Origin of the sequence: Lentzea sp. NPDC003310, from assembly GCF_040610935.1 — a bacterium.
GTDB lineage: Bacteria > Actinomycetota > Actinomycetes > Mycobacteriales > Pseudonocardiaceae > Lentzea.
On record NZ_JBEXNC010000012.1, the window covers coordinates 260925 to 282907 of the forward strand.

General features: G+C 71.0%; 17 protein-coding genes. 2 read left to right on the forward strand and 15 right to left on the reverse strand.

Annotated features, from left to right (window positions below; all coding sequences use genetic code 11):
• Positions 1-876, reverse strand: coding sequence for a sugar ABC transporter permease (locus ABZX02_RS25910; RefSeq protein WP_355301484.1), 876 nt, complete (start codon positions 874-876; stop codon positions 1-3).
• Positions 840-2102 (reverse strand): ABC transporter substrate-binding protein, encoded by a 1263-nt coding sequence (locus ABZX02_RS25915; protein ID WP_355301486.1) that lies wholly within the window; start codon positions 2100-2102, stop codon positions 840-842. Before ABZX02_RS25915 ends, ABZX02_RS25910 begins: the two co-directional genes overlap by 37 nt.
• A 77-nt stretch (positions 2103-2179) precedes the next feature.
• On the opposite strand from ABZX02_RS25915, the gene ABZX02_RS25920 reads away from it, so the two are divergent.
• Together ABZX02_RS25920 and sph are read left to right on the forward strand one after the other, a co-directional pair.
• On the forward strand, positions 2180-2866 hold the full coding sequence (locus ABZX02_RS25920; RefSeq protein ID WP_355301488.1) for a FadR/GntR family transcriptional regulator: 687 nt from the start codon (positions 2180-2182) through the stop codon (positions 2864-2866).
• Between the two features lie 91 nt (positions 2867-2957).
• Positions 2958-3881, forward strand: a complete 924-nt coding sequence (gene sph / locus ABZX02_RS25925; RefSeq protein ID WP_355301490.1) for a sphingomyelin phosphodiesterase — start codon at positions 2958-2960, stop codon at positions 3879-3881.
• On the opposite strand, the gene ABZX02_RS25930 is transcribed toward sph, so the two are convergent.
• The 13 genes from ABZX02_RS25930 to ABZX02_RS25990 all read right to left on the reverse strand — a co-directional run bounded on the left by ABZX02_RS25930 (position 3874) and on the right by ABZX02_RS25990 (position 21856).
• Positions 3874-6348, reverse strand: coding sequence for a DUF6493 family protein (locus tag ABZX02_RS25930; protein ID WP_355301492.1), 2475 nt, complete (start codon positions 6346-6348; stop codon positions 3874-3876). The genes sph and ABZX02_RS25930 overlap by 8 nt on opposite strands.
• Positions 6345-8831 (reverse strand): DUF6493 family protein, encoded by a 2487-nt coding sequence (locus ABZX02_RS25935; RefSeq protein WP_355301494.1) that lies wholly within the window; start codon positions 8829-8831, stop codon positions 6345-6347. Before ABZX02_RS25935 ends, ABZX02_RS25930 begins: the two co-directional genes overlap by 4 nt.
• The gene (locus ABZX02_RS25940; protein ID WP_355301496.1) at positions 8828-10108 is read right to left on the reverse strand and encodes an SWIM zinc finger family protein; all 1281 of its coding nucleotides are present in this window, start codon (positions 10106-10108) and stop codon (positions 8828-8830) included. Before ABZX02_RS25940 ends, ABZX02_RS25935 begins: the two co-directional genes overlap by 4 nt.
• Positions 10109-10152: 44 nt before the next feature.
• A complete protein-coding gene (gene lysA, locus ABZX02_RS25945; protein ID WP_355301498.1) occupies positions 10153-11463 on the reverse strand; it encodes a diaminopimelate decarboxylase in 1311 nt (436 codons plus the stop codon).
• Between the two features lie 110 nt (positions 11464-11573).
• Positions 11574-13058: an amidohydrolase family protein gene (locus tag ABZX02_RS25950; protein ID WP_355301500.1), complete on the reverse strand. Its 1485-nt coding sequence runs from the start codon at positions 13056-13058 to the stop codon at positions 11574-11576.
• Between the two features lie 68 nt (positions 13059-13126).
• Positions 13127-14041 carry a glycoside hydrolase family 16 protein gene (locus tag ABZX02_RS25955; RefSeq protein ID WP_355301502.1) on the reverse strand — a complete coding sequence of 305 codons (915 nt, stop codon included), beginning with the start codon at positions 14039-14041 and terminating at the stop codon, positions 13127-13129.
• 274 nt (positions 14042-14315) lie between these two features.
• On the reverse strand, positions 14316-14990 hold the full coding sequence (locus tag ABZX02_RS25960; protein WP_355301504.1) for a response regulator: 675 nt from the start codon (positions 14988-14990) through the stop codon (positions 14316-14318).
• Entirely contained in the window at positions 14987-17464 is a 2478-nt protein-coding gene (locus ABZX02_RS25965; RefSeq protein ID WP_355301506.1) for a sensor histidine kinase KdpD, read from the reverse strand. Before ABZX02_RS25965 ends, ABZX02_RS25960 begins: the two co-directional genes overlap by 4 nt.
• The gene (locus tag ABZX02_RS25970) at positions 17454-17996 is read right to left on the reverse strand and encodes a potassium-transporting ATPase subunit C (protein WP_355301508.1); all 543 of its coding nucleotides are present in this window, start codon (positions 17994-17996) and stop codon (positions 17454-17456) included. Before ABZX02_RS25970 ends, ABZX02_RS25965 begins: the two co-directional genes overlap by 11 nt.
• Positions 17996-19978, reverse strand: coding sequence for a potassium-transporting ATPase subunit KdpB (gene kdpB / locus ABZX02_RS25975; protein WP_355301596.1), 1983 nt, complete (start codon positions 19976-19978; stop codon positions 17996-17998). Before kdpB ends, ABZX02_RS25970 begins: the two co-directional genes overlap by 1 nt.
• Before the next feature lie 23 nt (positions 19979-20001).
• The gene (gene kdpA / locus ABZX02_RS25980; protein WP_355301510.1) at positions 20002-21624 is read right to left on the reverse strand and encodes a potassium-transporting ATPase subunit KdpA; all 1623 of its coding nucleotides are present in this window, start codon (positions 21622-21624) and stop codon (positions 20002-20004) included.
• Positions 21624-21722 carry a K(+)-transporting ATPase subunit F gene (gene kdpF / locus ABZX02_RS25985; RefSeq protein ID WP_355301512.1) on the reverse strand — a complete coding sequence of 33 codons (99 nt, stop codon included), beginning with the start codon at positions 21720-21722 and terminating at the stop codon, positions 21624-21626. The genes kdpA and kdpF overlap by 1 nt, the downstream gene beginning before the upstream one ends.
• A complete protein-coding gene (locus ABZX02_RS25990; RefSeq protein WP_355301514.1) occupies positions 21719-21856 on the reverse strand; it encodes a hypothetical protein in 138 nt (45 codons plus the stop codon). The genes kdpF and ABZX02_RS25990 overlap by 4 nt, the downstream gene beginning before the upstream one ends.
• Between the last annotated feature and the right edge of the window lie 127 nt (positions 21857-21983).

Below are 21983 nucleotides of genomic sequence, written 5' to 3' on the forward strand. Positions count from 1 at the left end.
TCAGTTCTCCCGGAAGGCGCGGACGAGGTAGGTCACGATCACGCCGAACGCCAGCAAGAAGATGACGACGGCGAGCGCACTCGCGTAGCCGAGCTTCAAGGACTGGAAAGCGGTCGAGTACATGTAGGTGCTGAGCAGCTCGGACGAGTGGTACGGGCCGCCGCGCGTCATCGACCACACCACGTCGAACGACCGCAGCGAGTCGATCACGATCACCGACAGCACCACCGAGTTCACGCTCGACAGCTGCGGCCAGGTGATGTGGCGGAACCTCTGCCACGCCGTGGCACCGTCCAAAGTGGCCGCCTCGTACAGTCCGGGGTCGATGCCCTTGAGGCCCGCCAGGTACAGCACCATCACGTAGCCGACCTGCCGCCACAGCGCCGGCACGAGCACCGCGTAGATCGCGGTGTCGGGATCGGCGAGCGGGCTGCTGTCGAAGATCCCGCCGGGCTGGTAGAGCACCTGCCAGATCAGCGAGGTGGCGACGAGCGAGAACACCACCGGCACGAACAGCGCGGCCCGGTAGACGCCGACGCCGCGCCGTTCCTTCTGCAGCAGCACGGCCATGCCGAGGCCGCCGACCGCGGACAGGCCGCCGAAGAGCACGAGCCAGATCGCGGTGTTGGTGACGGCGGTGTGGAAGACCGGGTCGTCGATCATCCTGGCGTAGTTGTCGAGCCCGACGAACTGGGGCGCCGAGACGCCGTCCCAGTTCGTCAGCGCGAGCCAGAACCCCTGCAGCGCGGGCCAGAAGACCCAGAACCCCTCCACCACCAGCGGAACGAGCACGAACAGCAGCAGGATCGGAGGGACCCTGGTGAGGCTCCTGGTCATGGTCAGCTCGACCACACCTGCTCGGCGGCCTTCTGCCACGTCGACAGGATCGTGTCCAGCTGGTCGGGCTGCTGGAGGAACTTGACCAGCGCGGCGTCCGCCGTGGGCTGCAACGCGTCGCTGGAGTCGCGGTTGAAGAACTGGGTGATCTCCGCGGCCTCCTCGAGGTGCGCGCGACCCTTCGTGACGAGCGGTGTTCCGGCGTCCTTGGCGTTCGGGTGCGTCGGCAGGACCGTGCCGGACGAGGCCTTGATGTAGACCTCCTGCCCCTCCGCCGTCGCCGCGTAGGTCAGGAACTCCTTGAGCTCCTTGACGTGCGGGGACTTGGCGCTCGCGAAGAACCCGTCGGTCGGGCCCTCCTCCGCCAGCGGCACGGTCGGGTCGATGATCGGGAACCGGAAGAAGTCGATGTCGTCGAGAGCGTCCTTCGGTGCCGCGTCGGCGAAGAACGCGCCGGTGAGCAGCATGCCCGTGCGGCCCTGCAGCATCGCGGTCGTGGCCTCCTGGAAGCCGATGGCGGTGCCGTTCGGGTCGGTGTGAGGCAGTACCTCGCGCCACTGCGCGAAGATCGCCTTGACCTTCGGGTCGTCGAAGCGCTGCTTGCCCGCGAGCAACTCGCGGTGGAACGGCGCGCCGTTGATCCGGATGTTGAAGTAGTCGAACCAGGCGGAGGCGGTCCACGGCGAGTCCGCGCCCGCGCCCATGCCGAGCGGGATCACACCCTTGGCCTGCAGGACCTTGCACAGGTCGACGAACTCGGTCCAGGTCTTCGGCGGGGTGACGCCCCACTTCGCGAAGTTCGACTTGCGGTAGAAGAAGCCCCACCAGTAGTACGTCGTCGGCACGAACACCTTGCCGCTCAACGTCTTGAACGACTGCGGGTAGTCGCTCATCGTCTGCCAGACGTCGCTGATGTCGAGCAGCAGCCCCTTCTCCTCGTACCCCTTGAGCAGCGCGCCGGGGTACCAGGTGAAGAGGTCGGGCGGGGTGGCCGAGGTGAGGTAGCTGGGCAGCTGGGTGCGGAAGGTCTCCGAGGCCACGGTGTTGACCGAGGCCTGCGCGCCCTTCTTGTCGTTGAACGCCTTCACCAGTGCGTCGATCGCCGCTTTGGCAGCGGGCGCCGAGAGGTTCGACTGGATCGTGGCCGTGCCCGCGGTCTGGGTGACGGGGCCGGAGGACGCCGAGGTGGCGCAGGAGGCCGTGCCGCTGACCAGCAGCCCGGCTCCCGCGGCGGCGGTGACGCGGAGGAAGTGACGCCTGTCCATGGCTGGAAAGAGTGCGCCTGGGTCATGATCATGTCAAGAATAATTCATAATTTATGATGTGCCGTATGATCGCGGGCATGAACGAGAAGCGGCTGCGCGGCGTGCACGGCCAGACCGTCGAGGCCCTCGCGGGCCGCATCCTGGCCGGCGAGATCGGCGAGGGCGACACGCTCGACCTCCCGGCGCTGCGCGAGGAGCTCGACGTGTCGCTGACCGCGCTGCGCGAGGCCCTGAAGGTGCTGTCCGCCAAGGGCATGATCGACGCGCGGCAGAAGCGCGGCACGTTCGTCCAGCCGCGCTCGTCGTGGAACCTGCTCGACACCGACGTGATGCGCTGGCAGACCCAGGCGGGCTCCGACCACGGCCTGTTCGACGAGCTGACCGAGATGCGCGTGATCGTCGAGCCCGCCGCCGCCCGCCTGGCCGCCGAACGCGCGTCGGACGCCGACATCGAGGCGCTCGCGGGCGCCCTGGACCGGATGGCGGCGGCCCGCGACCTCGCCGCGACCGTCCGTGCCGACCTGGACTTCCACCGGTTGCTGATGGCCGCCACGCACAACACGTTCCTGACGCAGGTCGAGCGGATCATCGCGATCGGACTGGCCGAGCGGGACAAGCTCGTGCACGGGACCGTGGACGACGACCCGGTGCCGTCGCACCGCGCGGTGCTGGACGCTATCTCGGCGCGGGACCCCGAGGCGGCCTACGAGGCGATGCGGGCGCTCGTGGACAAGTCGGGCGCCGACCTCGACCGGCTGCGCTGAGTCCTGTGCGCTGAGTCTTAATCGATACGACACCATCGGGTACCGGTACGACGGTTGTGAAAGACATTCACGTCCGTCAGCATCGGGCCTCATGCGCCTGCTCACGCTCGTCGCCGCCGCGGCCCTGACGCTCACCGCCGCGCCCGCGGTCTCCGCCGCCCCCGCGCTGAAGATCGCGACGCACAACGTGTTCATGCTGTCGCGGAACCTCTACCCGAACTGGGGCCAGGTCGCCCGCGCCGACCTGATCGACAGCACCGGCGTGCTGGCCGGCCAGGACGTGGTGGTGCTACAGGAGGCGTTCGACAACACCGCCTCCGACCGGCTGCTCGCGAACCTGCGCGACACCTACCCGCACCAGACCCCGGTGCTCGGCCGCAGCCGCGCCGGGTGGGACGTCACGAGCGGGCGGTACAGCGACGCCACGCCCGAGGACGGCGGGGTCGCGGTGCTGAGCCGGTGGCCGATCACCACGCGGGTCCAGCACGTCTACGCCGACGCGTGCGGCGCGGACTGGTTCTCCAACAAAGGGTTCGCGTATGTGCGGATCGAGGCGCCGTCCGGGCCGGTGCACGTGATCGGCACGCACATGCAGGCCGAGGACTCGACGTGCACGAGCGCGCCGGGCGGGTACCGGGCGAAGCAGCGGGCCGAGATCAGGGCGTTCCTCGCCGCGCGGAACATCCCTTCCGGCGAACCCGTGTACGTGGCGGGCGACCTGAACGTGGTGGCGGCGAGCGCCGAGTTCCCCGCGATGGTGGCGGAGCTCGGCGCCCGCACGCCGGAGCTGGGCGGGCACCCGTTCTCGTGGGACTGCGCGGACAACAGCGTGTGCCGCGACCAGTACGGGCCGGAGTACGCGTCCGAGCAGCTCGACTACGTGCTGACCGTTCAGGGACCGGTGCTGCGCAACGAGACCCGGCGCGCGAAGAGTCCACAGTGGTCGATCTGGTCGTGGGGGCGCAAGTACACCTACACCGACTTCTCCGACCACTACCCCGTGTTCGCTAGCTGAGCGCGCTCACCAGCCTCCTGGCCTGCACGACGGCCTTGCTGGAACCCTTGCGGGCGGCGACCTCGGCGAGTCCGCCGATCTCGCCGCCCGGCTTGAGCTGCTGGGCGAGTTCGACGGCGAGCTCGACCAGGTCCGCGACCCTGTTGTGCGACCACGCCTTCGGCAGCGCGACGGCCACGAGGTCCCAGACCTGGGGCGCCGCACCGGACCTCGCGACGTCGCGCAGGGCCGGGACGACCCGGTTCAGCGGCAGGTCACCACGTTCCACCAGCAGGCCGACCAGCTCACCCAGCGCCTTGCCGTCGAACTGGCCACGCGCGGCGAGGATCAGCAACGCGTCCACGGCGTGGGCGCGGCCCACCGTCGCCTCGGCGCCCAGGCCGTAGGCGAACGCCAGGTGGGTGGCGACGCCGATAGGGCCGTGCGCCTCGGCGAGCATCGGCAGCAGAGCACCGTCGCCGCCCTTCGACTCGAGCCGGTGCGCGAGGTGCGGCACGAGGTGCGCGGCGACGACCTCGCGCTGCACGGGCAGGACCGCGGGCCACCACTCGATCATGGCGCCCCACTCGTTGTGGCCGTACCAGTGGTGCTCCGGCGCGGGCAGACCCGGCTCGAGCGTGACGAGCAGCCTGCTCTCCACCTTCGGGCTCGACCGCCTGCGTTCGACCAGCTCGGCCACGGGGTCTTCCATATCTGCCAGCCACTCGCGCAGCAACCGGGCCGAGGAGCTCTCGAGTGACGCGAAGTCCTCGGGCCGGGTGTCGCGCGGCAGCCGGTAGTAGGCGTGCCGGAGGTCGCGCGGCCACGGTTCCCAGCCGTCCGCCTCGGCCTTGGCGAGCCGGTCGAGCAGTGTCGCGGCGTCGAGCAGGCCGGACGTCTCGGTCGGCGTGGACACCAGCGCCGGGCGCGGCGAACCCGTGAGGCCCCGGGCGATCTCGTGCAGCCTCGTGGCGAGCTGGTGGCTCACCGAGCCCTCTTCGGCGCGCCGCAGCTGCCTCGCCCACGTCCGCGCGGCGTTGAGGATCGTGTCGATCGGGCCGAGTGGCGCCACGGGCGTGGAGACGGCGGCGATGATCGAGATGAAGATCGACCAGCTGTGCTGCCGGGCGAGGTCGGGGACGTTGTCGTAGGCGCTGCGGTGCTGGACCCACGGGTACTTCTCGTACAACGGCGTGAAGGCTCGCGCGACGGCTTCCCTGTCCTGCCAGGCGAACCGGACGACGGCCTCGATGATCCGCTCCCCGGTGACGGCGTCGAGCTGCCCGGAGTTGCGGCCGAACAGCGCGTGCACCTCACCGGTCAGCTCGTCCAGCGTGGCGATCGGGTCCGGGAACGGGGTCGGCGCGTACGGGGCGAGGGCGGGCGCCTCCTCCGCGGCGGTCTCGGCACCGAACTGGGCGGCGAGGTCGGCGGGCAGCTGCTCGGCGAGCCCCAGCAGTTCGGCGCGGGTGGTGGCGCTGATCTCGTTCGCGTGCTTGACGATCAGCTTCACGGCCTGGCCGCGCAGGTCGTCGGACTCGTGCGCGAACAGCTCCGCGGCGAGTAGCACGACCTCGTCCGGGTGCGCCTTCACATGCTTGCCGAGCCAGGCGAGCTGAGTGCGGACGAGCTTCTTCTCGGTGCGGCCGAAGACCCACCGGCTCGCCTCGGCGAGGAGGTCGAAGTCGAGCTTGCCCGCCTCGTCCACGCGCTTGAGCTGCTGCTGCGCGAGACCGGCCACGGTGGACCGGGAGTCCGGCAGCATCGCCACGTAGTCGCGCACGTGCTCGACGGTCTCGTCCAGCGTGACGCCGATGGCCGCGTGCAGCTCCAGGAACCCGGTCACCTCGTTCTGCGGGCCGCCCTGCTGGAGTCGCGCGAGGCAGCCGTCGAGGAGCAGTCGCCGGTCCATCCGCGCGCACAGGAAGGCCTGGACCGACCGCGCGTCGCCGAAGAACGCGCCCGCGCCGGGCACGTGCAGCAGCCGCGGGAACAGCACGTCGAAGCCAGGGCGCCAGCGGTCGTGGGCGCTGTAGGCCAGCAGGTGCAGCAGGAACCCGTCGTCGTCCGGCGGGTCCTCCCCGCAGAACTCCAGGACGAAGTGGAGCAGGTCGTCGCGCCAGAGCTGGCGCGACGGCATCCTGGCCGCGATCCGGGCGGCGAGGTCCGGCAGCCACGCGGGGTCGCGCCGGCGGAGCACGTCCGTCGCGATCGCGAGCCCGTTCTCCGCTCCCCGGTATCCCTTGCTCAGCCGGTAGCGGACCAGCCACGGCGTGAGCGCCGAGGCGGTGGGCAGCAGCCCGGCGCCGGCGATGGCCAGGGCGTCGTGGTGGTGCCAGCTCCGGCCGCTCGCTCGGTGCTTCTTCTCGTACGCCACCAGGTCCGCCGCGCACCGCTTGCGCTCGTCCGGTGTCAGGTCCTTCAGCACCTCGCCGAGCGCGAGCAGCTGATCGGACTCGATCAGCGCCTGGATCCGTGTGAAACTCACGCTGCCCCTCCCAGGGCGTTCTGCAGGCGCTTGGCCTGCACGATCATCTTGCTGGTCCCCTTGCGCGCGGCGACCTCCGCGAGGCCTTCGACGTCACCGCCGGGCCGCAGCTGCTGCGCCAGTTCGACGGCGAGCTCGACCAGGTCCGCGACCCTGCCGTGGGTCCAGAGGCGGGGCAGCAACGCGGTGAGCGCGGCCCAGATCTGGTGTGCCGCACCGGACCGGGCGGCGTCGCGCAGGCCGGGCGCGACCCGGTTCAGCACGACGTCGCCGTGCTGCAACAACTTCGCGAGGAGGTCGCCGAGCAGCTCGCCGTCGAGCTGGTCGCGGGCGGCGAGGACGAGGATCGCGTCCACGGCGTAGGCGCGGTTGACGGTCAGCTCGGCGCCCAGCCCGTAGCCGAGGGCGAGGTGCACGGCAGGTCCAGCCGGTCCGTCCGCCTCGGCGAGCATCGGCAGCAACGGGCCGTCGCCGCCCTTGGACTGCGTGCGCGACCTCAGGTGCGGGACGAGGTGGGCCGCGACGAGCTCGCGCCGCGCGGGCAGCACCGTCGGCCACCACTCGATCATCGGCCCCCACTCGTCGTACATCCGCAGCTGCTCGTGCGGCTGCTCGAGGTCCGGGGTCACGACGGCGTAGAAGCCGGTGTCGGTGACGTGCTGGTAGTACGACGAGTACCGGAAGGTGCGCTGCTCGACGGTGACCACGGGGTCGGTCCTGGTGGCGAGCCACTCGCGCACCTGGTCCGCCGCCGTGCCGGTCAGCGCGGCGAACGGGCCGGCGTCGGTGTCGCGGGGCAGGCGGTCGAAGGCCTGCCGCAGGTCGCGCGGCCAGGGCTGCCAGCCCTCGGCTTCGGCGCGGGCGAGCCTCCCGGCGAGCACCGCGGGGTCGATCAGGCCCGACATCGCCGTCGGGGTGGAGACCAGGGCGGGCTTCGGCAGGTGGACGAGCCCCTTCGCGATCTCGTTCAGCCGCCGGGCGAGCCGGTGGGCGATCGCGCCGTCGTTCGCGCGCACCTTCATGTTGCGGGCGAAGTCCAGCTCCGTGTTCACGTGGGACGGCAGCGGCCGGCGCTTGCGCCGGGTGGCCAGGATGACCTCGATGAACTCGGAGCGCGGCGTGCGCTCCTCGCTGTCGCCGTGCTCCTCGCGGTGGGCGAGCCAGGTGTGCTTGTCGAACAGCGGTTGGATCGCCTCGGACAGCTTCTCCCTGTCCTCCCAGGAGAACCGGACCAGCGCCTCGACGATCCGTTCCGTGACCGGGGCCGCGAGGTGGCCGGCGTTGCGGCCGAACGCGCTCATCAGCTCGGCCGTCAGCTCGTCGAGGGTCGCGATCGGCTCGGGGAACGGCCTCGCCTCGAACGGGGCCAGCTCGGTGGCGTGCTCCTGCTCGGCCGTGACGCCGAGCTGCTGCGCCAGGTCGGCCGGCAGCTGCTCGGCGAGTGCGCGGACCTCGGCCCGCGTGCCCTCGGCCGTGGCACCGAGGTGCTTCACGATCAGCTTCACGGCGTGGCCGCGCAGGTCCGCGGACTCGTGCGCGAACAGCTCCGCGGCGGTCAGCACCACCTCGTCCGGGTGCGCCTTGGCGTGCTTGCCGAGCCACGAGAGCTGCGAGCGGACGAGCTTCTTCTCGGTGCGACCGAACACCCACCGGCTCGCGTCGGCGAGCAGGGCGAAGTCGAGCCTTCCGGCGTCGTCCAGCCACTTCAGCTGCTCCTGCGCGAGTCCCGCGACGGTCGACCGCGAGTCCGGCAGCATCGCGACGTAGTCCCGCGCGTGCTTCGCGGTCTCGTCCATGGTGACCTTGACGACCTCGTGCAGGACGAGGAACCCGTCCATCTCGCTCGCCGACCCGCCCTGCTGCAGGCGGGCGAGGCAGCCGTCGAGCAGCACCTGCCGGTCGGTCCGGTCGCGCAGGAACTCGGGCCAGCTGCCGCGCTGAACACCCAGCACCGCGCCGGAACCGACGGCCGCCAGCATCCGCGGGATCAGCGCGTCGAACGACGGCCGCCAGTCCGCGAGCGCCTCGGAGTCCATGAGGTGCAATAGGAATCCGTCCGCGTCCGGCGGCTCGTCCCCGCAGAACGCGACGATGATCGTCTTGAGGTCCTGGCGCCAGCGTTCGCGCGTCGGCATCTTGGCGGCCAGCTTCGCGAGCAGGTCCGGCATCCACGCCGGGTCGCGGTGCCGCAGCACGTCCAGGAGCACCTCGATGCCCTGGTCGTGCTCGGTCCGGTAGTGCATCCAGATGCGGTAGCGGACGAGCCACGGCGTGAGCGCGGTGGCCGTGGGCAGCAGGCCCGCGCCGGCGATGGCGAGCGTCTCCCCGTGGCTCCAGCGTTGTTCCGCGCGGTGCTTCCTCTCGTACGCGACCAGTTCTTTCGCACACGCCTTGCGCTCGTCTGGAGTGAGGCCCTTCAGCACCTCGCCGAGCGTGAGCTTCTGATCCGACTCGATCAGGTCCCGGATCCGGTCGAACGTCACGCCCCGCTCCTCACCATGTCCGCCGCCAGCACGTGCTTGCACTTGCCGCGGCCACCGCGGTACTCGGCCCACCACTGGCAGGTGCACGCCTCGCCGTTGACGCGGTAGGAGCCGACGACCGCGGTGTCGCCGTCCCAGCTGACGGCGTTCTGCGCGACGAGCGCCTTCGCGTTGCGCAGCCGGGGGTTCATGGCCTCGACGTCGATGCCGCCGTAGGGCAGTTCGCGGTGGAAGTACGACGCTTCCGCGAGGTCGTAGCCCACGCGCCCGGACGTGCCGAGCTGCGCCAGCGCGTCCTTGACCCGGGCCGGGGTGAGCCCGGAGCGGTCGGCGAGGTCGGCGACGTCCACGCGGGGCTCGAAGTCGAGCAGCGCGCCGATCAGCTCGGCGTCGGTGTCGGCGTCGCCCGCCGCGAGTCCGTCGAGAACCGCGCCCTCACCGGACAGGCCGCGCGTCACCTCGGGTGAGAGCACGAGCGTCAGGCGCTGCGAGCCGAGGTCGACCTCCCAGCCGCTCGCGACCGGCTTGCCGTCGGCGGGCGGGCCGTAGAGCCGGACGGCCTTCGCGAAGCGCAGCAACGGGATCAGCGTCTCGAGCCGGTTCGGCCCGGCCAGGCACACGGCGTGGGCGGAGGCGGTCCCGCTGAGCCGCAACGACTTCCCGGACGGCACCGCCCACACCGCCGCACGCCCCTTGGGCAGCGTCTTGAGGAACCGCTGGGCGTCCATCGGGGACAGTTCGGCCTTCAGGTCGAACTTCGAGGTGAGCACCTGGGTCTCGGCGAACCCGCGCAGCCAGCGCGGCGGCAGCGGCACCTTCTTCTCGACGACCGCGCCGTCGAGCGTGCCGACCTCGACCTGGTCGGGCCCGACCGTGAGGTGCAGCGGGTCGCCCTTCGTGACGCGGGCGAGGGCGCGCCGCAGCGGCTCGTTGACGTCGACGTTCGTGGTGCCGCGGTCGTGCACCTCGCCGTCGAGCGCGTCGCCGAGGACGTCCAGGCGCGCGTAGACACCACAGCAGCCGGAGAAGGACTCGAAGCGCAGCCGGTCGCCGTTGCAGGTGACGACCGGGTCGCGCAGGCGCTCGTTGGTGGGCTGGAAGTACCGGGTGCCGGCGATCTTGGCGATCGCGAGCAACGCCGTGGCGGCCTGCTGGGAGTCGGCGAGGAACCCGGTGAAGAAGCGCGGGTTCGGCGCCCTGCCGCCGGAGGTCTGCAGTCCGAGGGCGCGCCGCGTCTCGTCCAGCCGCGAGTCGGCCACGTAGGCGTACGAGTGCATCGCGCCACTCTAGGGAACAGACGTTCGACTCGGAGGCCGATTGATCAAACGTACCGGCGCAGCAGGTCCTCCTCGGTCTCCCGGCGCACGACCGGCCGCGCGACCCCTTGGTGGACCGCGATGACCGGCGGCCGGCACACCTGGTTGTAGTTGGAGGCCAAGGCGTGGTGGTAGGCGCCCGTGGCGGGCACGGCGAGCAGGTCACCGGCGTGCACGTCGCCTGGGAGCAGCACGTTCTCCGCGAGCACGTCGCCCGCCTCGCAGTGCCGCCCGACGACCGTGACGGTCTCGGGCCTGCCGCCGCGGCCGACCAGTCGCACCGCGTACCGGGCTCCGTAGAGGGCGGGGCGCGGGTTGTCGCTCATGCCGCCGTCCACGGCCACGAAGGTGCGTGTCGAGCGCTTGACCGCGCACACCCGATACAGCGTCACGCCGGCGTTCGCGACGATCGACCGTCCGGGTTCGACGAGCAGGCGCGGCGGCGGGACCCGGTGCACCGCGCACTCGTAGTTGAGGGCGCCCGTGATCCGGTGCGCGAAGCCCGCCAGGTCGAAGGCGGTGTCACCCGGCAGGTACGGCGCGCAGAAGCCGCCGCCGAGGTCGAGCTGCTCGATCCTGGTGCCGCAGGAGGCGATCAGGCCGACCATCCGGCGCACGGCCTCCTCGTAGCTCGCGACGTGCCGCAGCTGCGAGCCGAGGTGGCAGTGCAGGCCGGCGAGCCGGAGCGACGGTTGCTCGACGATCCGCAGAACCGCCTCCAGCGCGGCACCGGAGGCCAGCGAGAACCCGAACTTCTGGTCCTCCACGCCGGTCGCGATCTTGGCGTGGGTGTGTGCGTCGATCCCGGGCGTCACGCGGACCATGACCTCCTGGCCGTGCGTGGCCAGTGCCCCGAGCTGGGCGATCTCGTCGAAGGAGTCGACGACGATCCGCGACACCCCGTACTCCAGCGCGGCTTTGAGGTCCTCGGCGGTCTTCACGTTGCCGTGCATGATGATCCGGCTCGCCGGGAAGCCGGCGGCCCTGGCCAGCGCGAGCTCTCCCGCCGACGAGACGTCCAGCGACAGGCCCTCGCCGGCCATCCAGCGGTAGACCTCGGGACAGGGCAACGACTTCCCCGCGAACACGACCTCGGCGTGCGGGAGCGCGGTGTGGAACGCCCTGGCCCTGGCGCGGACCGTCCGTTCGTCCAGGACCTGGCAGGGGGTGCCGAAGCGCGCGGCCAGCTGCGTGGCGGGAACTCCACCGATCACCAGGTCCCCGCCGGCGAGACGCGAGCCGTCCGGCCAGAGACCCTCCTCCAGCACCGGTTCGGTGGAACATCCGATGCTGGGCACCAACTCCGCGAGTGTCATGGGTCCAGCACACGCCTGCCGCCGGGCCGTGCCCAGGTCCCGGACGAGACCCTGACACGGGCGGGCCCCGCCTTGACGCGATCCTGACGAGCGCGGTGGCGGGGGCCACATCAGTGCAGGCAGCCACCGGGGGTCGGCGGCACGTCGACCGGTTCCCGGGCGGCGGCCTCGATCTGCTCGAGGACGCGGGCGCGGTCCTGCGGTCCGAGGTAACGGCCGCGGCTGACGACGGCGTGGACGCGGCGGACGTTCCCGATGTCCCGCAGCGGGTTCGCGTCCAGCACGACCAGGTCGGCCTGCTTGCCCGGCGTGACCGTGCCGGTCTCGTGCTCCCGGCCGAGGCAGCGCGCGGCGTCGCTGGTGGCCGCTTTGAGGGCCTCGGCCGGAGTGAATCCCGCCTGGACCAGCAGGGCCAGTTCGTCGTGCAGGGAGAAGCCCGGGAAGACGTAGGCGAAGCCCGCGTCGGTGCCCGCGACCATGCCGACGCCCGCCTCGTGCATCTGCTTCAGCAGGCGCATCCGCGCGTCGCCGAACCGCTGCAGCTCGGCCACCTCCTCGGGCGTGCGGGGAGGGCGGCCGGACATGATCTGCTGCCACTGCGCGCGCAGGTCGACCGGGACGTAGCGCAGCCGGTCCAGCGCGACCGGGTCGTTCGTGATCGCCTCGGGCGAGCGGGACATGTTCCGTTCGACGAAGAGGGTCGGCGACTGCCAGGTGCCGCGCTCGGCCATCTCCGCGAACAGGCGGCGCGCCCGGTCCGGCGAGTAGGTGGCGACGGCGGCCCGTTCGATCCGGCCCGCGTGCCGGCCCCACCAGTTCGGGTCGGCCGGGTCGTCGGGCATGGCGCGGAGCTGGGCGTAGAGGGCGTCCGCGTTGTCCGAAGTGGACGTGAACAGGTTGTAGAGGTGTTCGTGCGTGTGCTGGGCCAGCGCGTCCTGCACCGGCACCCGCGCGGGCACGTGACCCGCGAACGGGATGCGCAGCCGGCGCGCCTCGTCGGCGATGGCGGCATGGCACTCCGGCGAGAGGAACGAGTAGACCTTGACGAAGTCCGCTTCCCCGTCCCTGGCCCTGCGCACGGCGGCACGGGCCTCCTCCGGCGTGCGGACGATCTCCGAACCCGGCCAGATGGAGCCCGGCCCGTCGACGATCGCACTGGCGATCACCATGCGCGGGCCGAGGATCTCACCGTCCTCGACGCGGCGGCGGGTGTCGTGCGTCTCGGGCATCCCCCACATCTCGCGGATGCCGGTGACACCTTGGACGACGTGCAACGGCGCGAGCGTGTCCGCGAAGAACGTCGCGTGCGTGTGCAGGTCCCACAACCCGGGGATCACGTACTTCCCGGTCACGTCGACCACCCGCACCCCGCGCGGCAACTCGCGCAACCGACCGGCGGCCAGGATCCGGTCGCCGGCGACCACGACGGTGGCGTCCCGCTCCGGCGGCCTGCCGGTGCCGTCGATCAACGTGGCCCCGCGCAGCGCGATCACCCCGCCTGCGTGCGCCGGTTGCCCGACCGCGGCCAGCGCCGCCGCCCCCAGTGCCCCCTTGCCCAGCCAGGACAGCACGTCCCGGCGTGCGAGATCCCCCACGGCCCCACCTTCCCCCGAAGTCCCTTCCACGCTAGCGACTCCGGGGAGGCGGGACAGTAGGGCCAGCCCTACGGGCGCGTCCAGACCGCGACGTAGTCCACGAGCATCGGCCGGCCGGGGGTCGTCTGCGCGGTCGGCGTCGTGCGCCCCGCCACGCCGTTCGGGAACGCCCCGCCCATCGCCACGTTCAGCAGGATGAAGTACCCCTGGTGCGAGGTCATGTTGTTCCACGACGTGGCGTCCATCTGGTTCTGCCGCACGGTGTGGAACTGCTGGCCGTCGACGTACCACCGCAGCTGGTTGGGACTGACCGACCGGTCCCACTCGAAGCGGTAGGTGTGGAACGCCGACTGACAACTGCTACCGGGACAAGCGCGCGACGCGCCGAGCCCGTTGGTCTCGTTGCACGGTCCGCCGGGGTTCACGCCGCAGTGCAGCACGCCCCAGACGCTGTTGATGCCGTTGACGTTCTCCATGACGTCGAACTCACCGATGCTCGGCCAGTTCCAGTAGTTGCCGCGGTAGGGCGAGCCCAGTGCCCAGAACGCGGGCCAGTAGCCGAGCGCGGGCGTGCCGGTGATGTTCGGCATCTGGATGCGTCCCTCGATGCGCAGCACCCCGCCCGCCGGAGCCTTGAAGTTGGCGCGGCGGGTCTCGATGCGCGCCGACGTCCACTCACCGCCGGCCGCCCTGAGCGGGGTGATCCGCAGGTTGCCGGAGCCGTCGAGGGCGAGGTTGGCGCGGTCGTTGGTGTAGCGCTGGATCTCGCCGGTGCCCCAGTTCCCGGGGCCGCCCGGGTAGCCGTGGCCGGTGTCGACGATCCAGTTGTTCGCGTTGGGGGCGCTGTTGTTCGCGCCGGTGAAGTCGTCGGACCAGGCCAGGGACCAGCCGGGCGGGGTGGGTGGGACCGCTGCCTGCGCTGTGCCGGAGAGCGGGAGGACCAGGGCCAGTCCCAGCAGGGCGCGCGTGAGTTTTCGAGCCACGACGATGACCTCTCTGTCACGATCGTGCGGCAGCGGACCTTCATGGAAGCGCTCTCATGGGGTGTTCGTCAACCGGCGGGTGGAAGGGGTGGGGGCGAAAGACTGGCTGAGGCGGCAGGTCGGGGCAGCCGGGTCGGGTCGGGGCAGCCGGGTCGGGGCGCGGGCGAGCGTTGATCTGGTGGCGGACCTGGAGTGGGGCGGGTGGCAGGAATCCGACGGGTGGCTGGGTCCCGGCGAGCGGCCGAGTCGCGACCCAGCCCCTCGCCCGCGCCCCTCACACCTCGAACCGGTACCCCATCCCCGGCTCCGTGATCAGATGCCGCGGATGCGCCGGATCCACCTCCAACTTCCGCCGCAACTGCGCGAAGTACACCCGCAGGTACTGCGACTCGTTGACGTGCATGGGCCCCCAAACCTCCTGCAACAACTGCTTCTGCGACACCAGCCGCCCGGGATTGCGCGCCAGGATCTCCACGAGCCCCCACTCGGTGGGCGTCAGGTGCACCTCGTGCCCGTCCCGCCGCACCTTCTTCACGGCCAGGTCCACCACGAACGACGACGTCTCGACGACCGGGTCGCCCGACCGGGCCACGTTGCGCCGCACCGCCGCGCGCAACCGGGCCAGCAGTTCGTCCATACCGAACGGCTTGGTCACGTAGTCGTCGGCGCCCGCGTCCAGGGCCTCTACCTTCGCGGACGAGTCGGTGCGCGCGGACAGGACGATGATCGGGATCGTGGACCAGCCGCGCAGGCCCGCTATCACGTCCACGCCGTCGAGGTCGGGGAGGCCTAGGTCGAGGACGACCACGTCCGGTTTGCCCTCCACGGCTATGCCGAGGGCCGACTTGCCGTCGTAGGCCGTCATCACGTCGTAGCCGCGGGCGGTGAGGTTGATCCTCAACGCGCGCACGATCTGCGGTTCGTCGTCGACCACCAGTACTGAGGTCATGGGTTCTCCTCGTGGGCGGGTAGCGAGATGACCACGGTCAAGCCGCCGCCCGGGGTGTCCTCGGCGCTGATCTCCCCGCCCATGGCGGCGGTGAAGCCCTTCGCGACGCTCAGGCCGAGGCCCAGGCCGGTCGAGCGGTCGTCCAGGCGCTGGAACGGCGCGAAGACCTTGTGGCCCGCCTTTTTCGGGAGGCCGGGGCCGTGGTCGACCACGCGCAACTCGACGGACGAGCGGTGGTGGCTCGCGCTGATCGTCACCGGGGACGGGCGGCCGTGGCGCAGGGCGTTGTCGACGACGTTGGCGATCACCCGTTCCAGCAGGCCCAGGTCCGCGAGCACAGGGGGCAGGTCCTCGTCGACCTGCACCGACACCTCTCCCCCGGTGCCGGCGAGCGCCCTCGCCACGACCTCGTAGTAGCCGACCGGGCGCAGCACGGGTTCCACCGAGCCGGTCGCCAGGCGGGACGAGTCGAGGAGGTTGTCCACGAGGCCGGTCAGGCGGTCCGCGGACTCCTCGACGGTCTCCATCAGTTCGGCGGTGTCCTCTTCGGACAGTGGTAGCGAGGTGTCGCGGAGGCTGCCGATCGCCGCCTTGATCGACGTCAGCGGGGTGCGCAGGTCGTGGCCGACCGCCGACAGCAGGGCGGTGCGCAGCTCGGCCGACTCCGCCTTCCGCTGCGCGCCCAAGGCTTCCGCGGCCATGCGCTGCTGGCGCAGTGCCATGAACGTCTGTCCGGCGGCGGCTTCCAGCACCCGCTGGTCGCTCGCGGGCAGCACGCGCCCGCACAGCTTCAGCCGCACGTCCTCCGTCACCGTCACCTCGGACTCCGGACCGCCGTCGCACCCGGCGCACTCGACCCGCGTCCACACCCCGTCGCGCCGTTCGAGCAGCGCGACCGACTCCAGGCCGAAGTTCTCCCGGATCTTCTCCAGCAGCCGGGCCAGCGGGTACGGCGACGTGAGCACGGTGCGCGAGTAGGAGGCCAGCAACGCGGCCTCGGTGCGGGCCCGCGCGCCCTGCTCGGCGAGCCGCGCCGCCCGGTCCACGGTCAGCGCGACCACGGTCGCGACGAAGACCATGGCCACCAGCGTGATCACGTTCTCCGGCGTCCGCACCGCGAGGCTGTAGTAGGGCTCGGTGAAGAAGTAGTTCAGCAGCCCGGCCCCGAGCACCGCGCAGAACAGCGCCGGCCCCAGTCCGCCCGCGATCGCCACTACGCACGTGACCAGCAGGAACGCCACCAGGTCCGTGGAGAAGTCCAGGTCGTCGCGCCACAGCATGCCGATCCCGGTGACGGCGGCGGGCAGCAGTAGCGCGAGCGCCCAGCCGATCGTCCTGCGCCGCAACGACAACGGGTCGGCGGCGGCCTTCCACCGCAGGCCGCGCCGCGACTCGTCGTGCGTGACCATGTGCACGTCGATCGCGCCGGACTCCTGGACCACCGCCGCGCCGATGCCCTCGTCGAACGCCCGCGCCACCCGCGACCGGCGCGAGGTGCCGAGCACGAGCTGCGTCGCGTTCACCCCGCGGGCGAACTCCAGCAACGCCGTCGGCACGTCGTCGCCGACCACGGAGTGGAACGTCGCGCCGACGTCCTCGGCCAGGACGCGGGACCGGGCGATGTGCTCGGGCGCGACGCCGGACAGGCCGTCGCCGCGCAGCACGTGCACCACCAGGAGCTCCGCGCCCGCCCGCGTCGCGATGCGGCGGGCGCGGCGGATCAGCGTCTCGCTCTCCGGTCCGCCGGTGATCGAGACGACGACGCGTTCCCTGGTCTCCCAGGTGTCGGTGATGTCCTTCTCGCTGCGGTAGCGCTGCAACGCGACGTCGACCTGGTCGGCCACCCACAGCAGCGCCAGCTCCCGCAACGCGGTCAGGTTGCCGAGCCGGAAGTAGTTGCCGAGCGCGGCGTCGATCCGGTGCGCCGGGTAGACGTTGCCGTGCGCGAGCCGGCGCCGCAACGCCTCGGGGGTGATGTCGACCAGCTCGACCTGCTCGGCACGGCGGACCACCTCGTCCGGCACGGTCTCCCGCTGCCGCGCGCCGGTGATCCGCTCGACGACGTCGTTCAGCGACTCCAGGTGCTGCACGTTCACCGTGGACAGGACGTCGATGCCCGCGTCGAGCAGCTCCTCGACATCCTGCCACCGCTTCTCGTTGCGCGAGCCCGGCGCGTTGGTGTGCGCGAGCTCGTCGACGACCGCGACCTCCGGCCGGCGGGCCAGGATCGCGTCCACGTCCATTTCGGACACTTCGAGGTCGCGGTGCCGCACCACCCTGCGCGGCACCACCTCCAGGTCGCGGAGCAGCGAGGCGGTCTTGTCGCGGCCGTGGGTCTCCACGAGCCCGACGACCACCTCCGTGCCGCGCTCCCGGCGCCGGTGAGCCTCGCCGAGCATGGCGAAGGTCTTGCCGACGCCGGGAGCGGCGCCGAGGTAGATCCTCAGCTCACCCCGGCGACCGTCAACGCCCATTGTTCCGGGAGGCGCTGTCGATGGCACGGTTCAGCGCTGTCACGTTGACGGTGGTGGTGAAGGTGCCCGAGGTGGCGGACACGACCAGCTCCCGGACCTCCTCCACCGGCAGCCCAGACGCGCGTGCCACGCGGGGCACCTGCAACGCGGCGTACTCCGGGCTGATGTGCGGGTCGAGACCCGAGGCCGACGCCGTCACCGCGTCCTGCGGCACCTCGCTCTCGGACACACCCTCGCGTTGCGCCACAACGGTCCTGCGCTCCGCGACGACCTTTGTGTAGTCCTCGTTGATCTCGCTCTTGTTCGACCCGCCGGACGCGGGCAGCGTCGCGGCGGACGGACGCGGCACGAAGTACCGATCGCCCTCGCGCGGGACGGCGACGAGCGTCGTGTCCACCGCCTCGGCGTTGGCGTGCAAGCCGGGCAGCCGCGACACCGCCCACACCGACAGCGGGTAGAGCACGCCGAGGAGCACCGTGAGGGCGAGCAGGACGCGCAGGCCCGCCCACGACTGCTTGAGGAAGTTGGTCATCAGCCGATCCCGGGGACGAGTCGAACGAGCAGGTCGATCAGCCAGATCCCGGCGAACGGCGTCACGACGCCGCCCAGGCCGTAGATCAGCAGGTTGCGCCGCAGCAGCGCGGACGCGCTGGACGGCCGGTACCGGACACCCTTGAGCGCCAGCGGGATCAGCGCGACGATGACCACCGCGTTGAAGATCACCGCCGACAGGATCGCGGACTGAGGCGTCGCCAGGCGCATGATGTTGAGCTTGTCGAGCGCCGGGTAGATCGCCGCGAACATGGCGGGCAGGATCGCGAAGTACTTCGCCAGGTCGTTCGCCACGGAGAACGTCGTCAGCGCGCCGCGGGTGATCAGCAGCTGCTTGCCGATCTCCACGATCTCGATGAGCTTCGTCGGGTCCGAGTCGAGGTCGACCATGTTGCCGGCCTCCTTCGCGGCCGACGTGCCGGTGTTCATCGCGACGCCGACGTCCGCCTGGGCCAGCGCGGGCGCGTCGTTTGTGCCGTCACCGGTCATCGCGACGAGCCGGCCGCCCTCCTGCTCCCGGCGGATCAGGGCCATCTTGTCCTCGGGCTTGGCCTCGGCGAGGAAGTCGTCGACGCCTGCCTGCTCCGCGATGGCCTTGGCGGTCAACGGGTTGTCGCCGGTGACCATGACCGTGCGGATGCCCATCGCGCGCAGCTCGGCGAAGCGCTCCTTCATGCCGGGCTTCACCACGTCGGAGAGGCGGATGATGCCGAGCACGCGGCCGTTCTCGGCGACGACGAGCGGGGTGCCGCCCTGCGCGCTGATCTCGTCCACGACCTCCCGAGCCGTGTCGCTCAGGTCGAACGCGGACGCGGCGCCCTTGCGGATCACCCGCTCGCCGAGGTCGATGCCCGACATGCGGGTCTGCGCCGTGAACGGCACGTTGCGAACCTCACCGACAAGTTCATCGGTGCTCACCTGCGGTGCGAGACCATACTTCTCACCGCAGAACTCAAGGATACTGCGGCCTTCGGGAGTCTCATCGGCCAGGCTCGCAAGCCTGGCCACGACAGCGAGCTCCTGCTCCGAGGCCGGGCCGACCGGGATGAACTCGGTGGCGCGGCGGTTGCCCCAGGTGATCGTGCCGGTCTTGTCGAGCAGCAACGTGTCGATGTCGCCCGCGGCCTCCACGGCCTTGCCCGAGGTGGCGAGCACGTTGCGCTGCACCAGCCGGTCCATGCCCGCGATGCCGATCGCGGACAGCAGCGCCCCGATCGTCGTTGGGATCAGGCAGACCAGCAACGCGGTCAGCACGACCACGGACTGCTCGCCGCCCGAGTAGATCGCGAACGGCTGCAGCGCCACGACGGCCAGCAGGAAGATGATCGTCAGCGTCGAGAGCAGGATCGTCAGCGCGATCTCGTTCGGCGTCTTCTGCCGCTCGGCGCCCTCGACGAGCGCGATCATCCGGTCCACGAAGGACTCACCGGGCTTCGTCGTGATCCGCACGACGATCCGGTCGGACAGCACGGTCGTGCCGCCCGTGACCGCGCACCGGTCGCCGCCGGACTCGCGGATGACGGGCGCGGACTCGCCGGTGATGGCCGACTCGTCCACGGTCGCGATGCCCTCGACCACGTCGCCGTCGCCGGGGATCACCTCGCCCGCCTCCACGACGACCAGGTCCCCGATCTTGAGCTCGGTGCCGGGCACGACGCTGCCGTTGACCAGGCGGGCGACGGCGTCCTTCTTGGTCTGGCGCAACGAGTCCGCCTGCGCCTTGCCGCGTCCCTCCGCGACGGCCTCGGCGAGGTTCGCGAACAGCACGGTGAACCACAGCCAGGCCGCGACGGCGATGGTGAACACACTGGGCTCGGTCACGGCGAAGGCGGTGACGAGCAGCGAGCCCACCCAGACGACGAACATGACGGGGCTGCGCAGCTGGTGGCGCGGGTGGAGCTTGCGCAACGCTTCGGGGAGCGCGGCGGCGAGGCCGGGCTTGGCGGCCTTCTCCCCCACCACGGCCGGTTTCTGGAGGGTGGTGGTCACAGCAGGGCCTCCGCGATGGGACCGAGAGCGAGAGCGGGGACGAACGTCAGCGCGGCGACCAGCACGATCGAACCGGTCAGCAGCGTCGCGAAGAGCGGTCCGGTGGTGGGCAGCGTGCCCGCCGTGACCGGCACCTTCCGCTGCGCCGCCAGGGATCCGGCCAGCGCCAGCACCGCGACGATCGGCACGAACCGGCCGAAGAGCATGCACAGGCCGAGCGACGACTGGAACCAGTCGCTGGTCACCGTGATGCCCGCGAAGGCGCTGCCGTTGTTGTTCGACGCCGACGCGTAGGCGTAGAGGATCTCGGACAGGCCGTGCTCGCCCGGGTTGTTGAGCGCCGCCTGGGTGCTCGGCAGGACCGCGGCGATGCCGGCGCCGACCAGCAGCACGGTGGGCATGGCGAGGATGGAGACCGCGGCGGCCGTGACCTCCTTGCGCCCCAGCTTCTTGCCGAGGTACTCGGGCGTGCGGCCGACCATCAGCCCCGCCAGGAACATCGCGATGATCGCCATCACGAGGATGCTGTAGAGGCCGGTGCCGACGCCGCCCGGCGTCATCTCGCCGAAGAGCATGTTGAGCAATGCCGCGCCGCCGCCGAGCCCGGTGTAGCTGTCGTGCAGCGAGTTGACCGCGCCGGTGGACGTGCCGGTGGTGGCGTCGGCGAAGATCGCGCTGCCGGGGATGCCGAAGCGGAGTTCCTTGCCCTCCAACGGCCTGACGCCGTTCGCCTCGGCGGCCCAGATGACCGCGAGCATCGCCGACCAGAGGAAGCCCATGACGCCCAGCAGGACGTACCCCTGCTTGCGGTTGCCGACGAGCTGTCCGAACGTGCGGGTGAGCGCGACCGGGACGACGAGGATCAGGAAGATCTCGATCAGGTTCGTCCACTCGTTCGGGTTCTCGAACGGGTGGGCGGAGTTCGCGTTGAGGATGCCGCCACCGTTGGTGCCGAGCTCCTTGATGGCCTCCTGGGAGGCGACAGGCGCGTTGGCCACGGTCTGGCCGTCGACGTCCACACCGGACTTGAGCGACATCGTGACGCCCAGCGCGACCAGCACGACGGCGCCCAGGAACGCGATCGGCAGCAGGATCCGCACGGTGCCGCGGACGAGGTCGACCCAGAAGTTGCCGAGCCGATCCGTCTGGTGGCGCACGAACCCGCGCACGAGCGCGATCGCCACGGCCAGGCCGACCGCCGCCGACACGAAGTTCTGCACCGTGAGGCCGATCAGCTGGACCGCGTGGCCCATGACCGCCTCCGGCACGTACGACTGCCAGTTCGTGTTGGCCACGAAGCTGATCGCCGTGTTGAACGCCATGCCGGGACCGATGTCGCCGCGGCCGAAGTCGAACGGCAGCAACGACTGCAGGCGTTGGACCACGTACAGGAACACGATGCCGACGAAGGAGAAGCCCAGCACGCCGTACGCGTAGGTGCTCCACTTCTGCTCGGCGTCGGGGTTGATCCGCGCGAAGCGGTAGACGACGCGTTCGGCTTTTAAGTGGCCCTTGGCGGTGAACACGCGGGCCATGTAGTCGCCGAGGGGCCGGTACACGGCCGCGAGGGCCGCGAAGAGGATGCCGACCTGGATCAGGCCGGCCACGAGAGGTGACATCAGAACTTCTCCGGCCTGACGAGCGCGACGAACAGGTAGACGATCAGCCCGAGGGCGAGGACGCCGGCGACGGCGTTCGCGACGAGTCCCGTGCTCACAACTTCTCCAGTCCGCGCACCGTCAGTCCCAGCACGACGAAACTCCCGATCAGCAGCAACGCGTAGGCCAGGTCGGCCATGACGCCGCTCCCTTCAACGACTTGGTCTTCTTGATGACGCCCGGAAGCGTGCATCACGAAATCCCTGATCAGGGGGTGCCTGACAACGTCCTTACGGGTGCGGGCCCGGCTTTTACGCGTTCTTGAGGCCGGGGAGACCTGGGTCTCATCCGAAAGGGCCCGTCGCGGTCACGCCGTGTGA

Bases quoted from the DNA above. Each gene is read 5' to 3' on its own strand.
- kdpA (WP_355301510.1), bottom strand. From the start codon at position 21,624: ATGTCACCTCTCGTGGCCGGCCTGATCCAGGTCGGCATCCTCTTCGCG.
- ABZX02_RS25990 (WP_355301514.1), bottom strand. From the start codon at position 21,856: ATGCACGCTTCCGGGCGTCATCAAGAAGACCAAGTCGTTGAAGGGAGC.
- ABZX02_RS25915 (WP_355301486.1), bottom strand. From the start codon at position 2,102: ATGGACAGGCGTCACTTCCTCCGCGTCACCGCCGCCGCGGGAGCCGGG.
- ABZX02_RS25965 (WP_355301506.1), bottom strand. From the start codon at position 17,464: ATGGGCGTTGACGGTCGCCGGGGTGAGCTGAGGATCTACCTCGGCGCC.
- ABZX02_RS25920 (WP_355301488.1), top strand. From the start codon at position 2,180: ATGAACGAGAAGCGGCTGCGCGGCGTGCACGGCCAGACCGTCGAGGCC.
- ABZX02_RS25970 (WP_355301508.1), bottom strand. From the start codon at position 17,996: ATGACCAACTTCCTCAAGCAGTCGTGGGCGGGCCTGCGCGTCCTGCTC.
- lysA (WP_355301498.1), bottom strand. From the start codon at position 11,463: ATGACACTCGCGGAGTTGGTGCCCAGCATCGGATGTTCCACCGAACCG.
- sph (WP_355301490.1), top strand. From the start codon at position 2,958: ATGCGCCTGCTCACGCTCGTCGCCGCCGCGGCCCTGACGCTCACCGCC.
- ABZX02_RS25960 (WP_355301504.1), bottom strand. From the start codon at position 14,990: ATGACCTCAGTACTGGTGGTCGACGACGAACCGCAGATCGTGCGCGCG.
- ABZX02_RS25940 (WP_355301496.1), bottom strand. From the start codon at position 10,108: ATGCACTCGTACGCCTACGTGGCCGACTCGCGGCTGGACGAGACGCGG.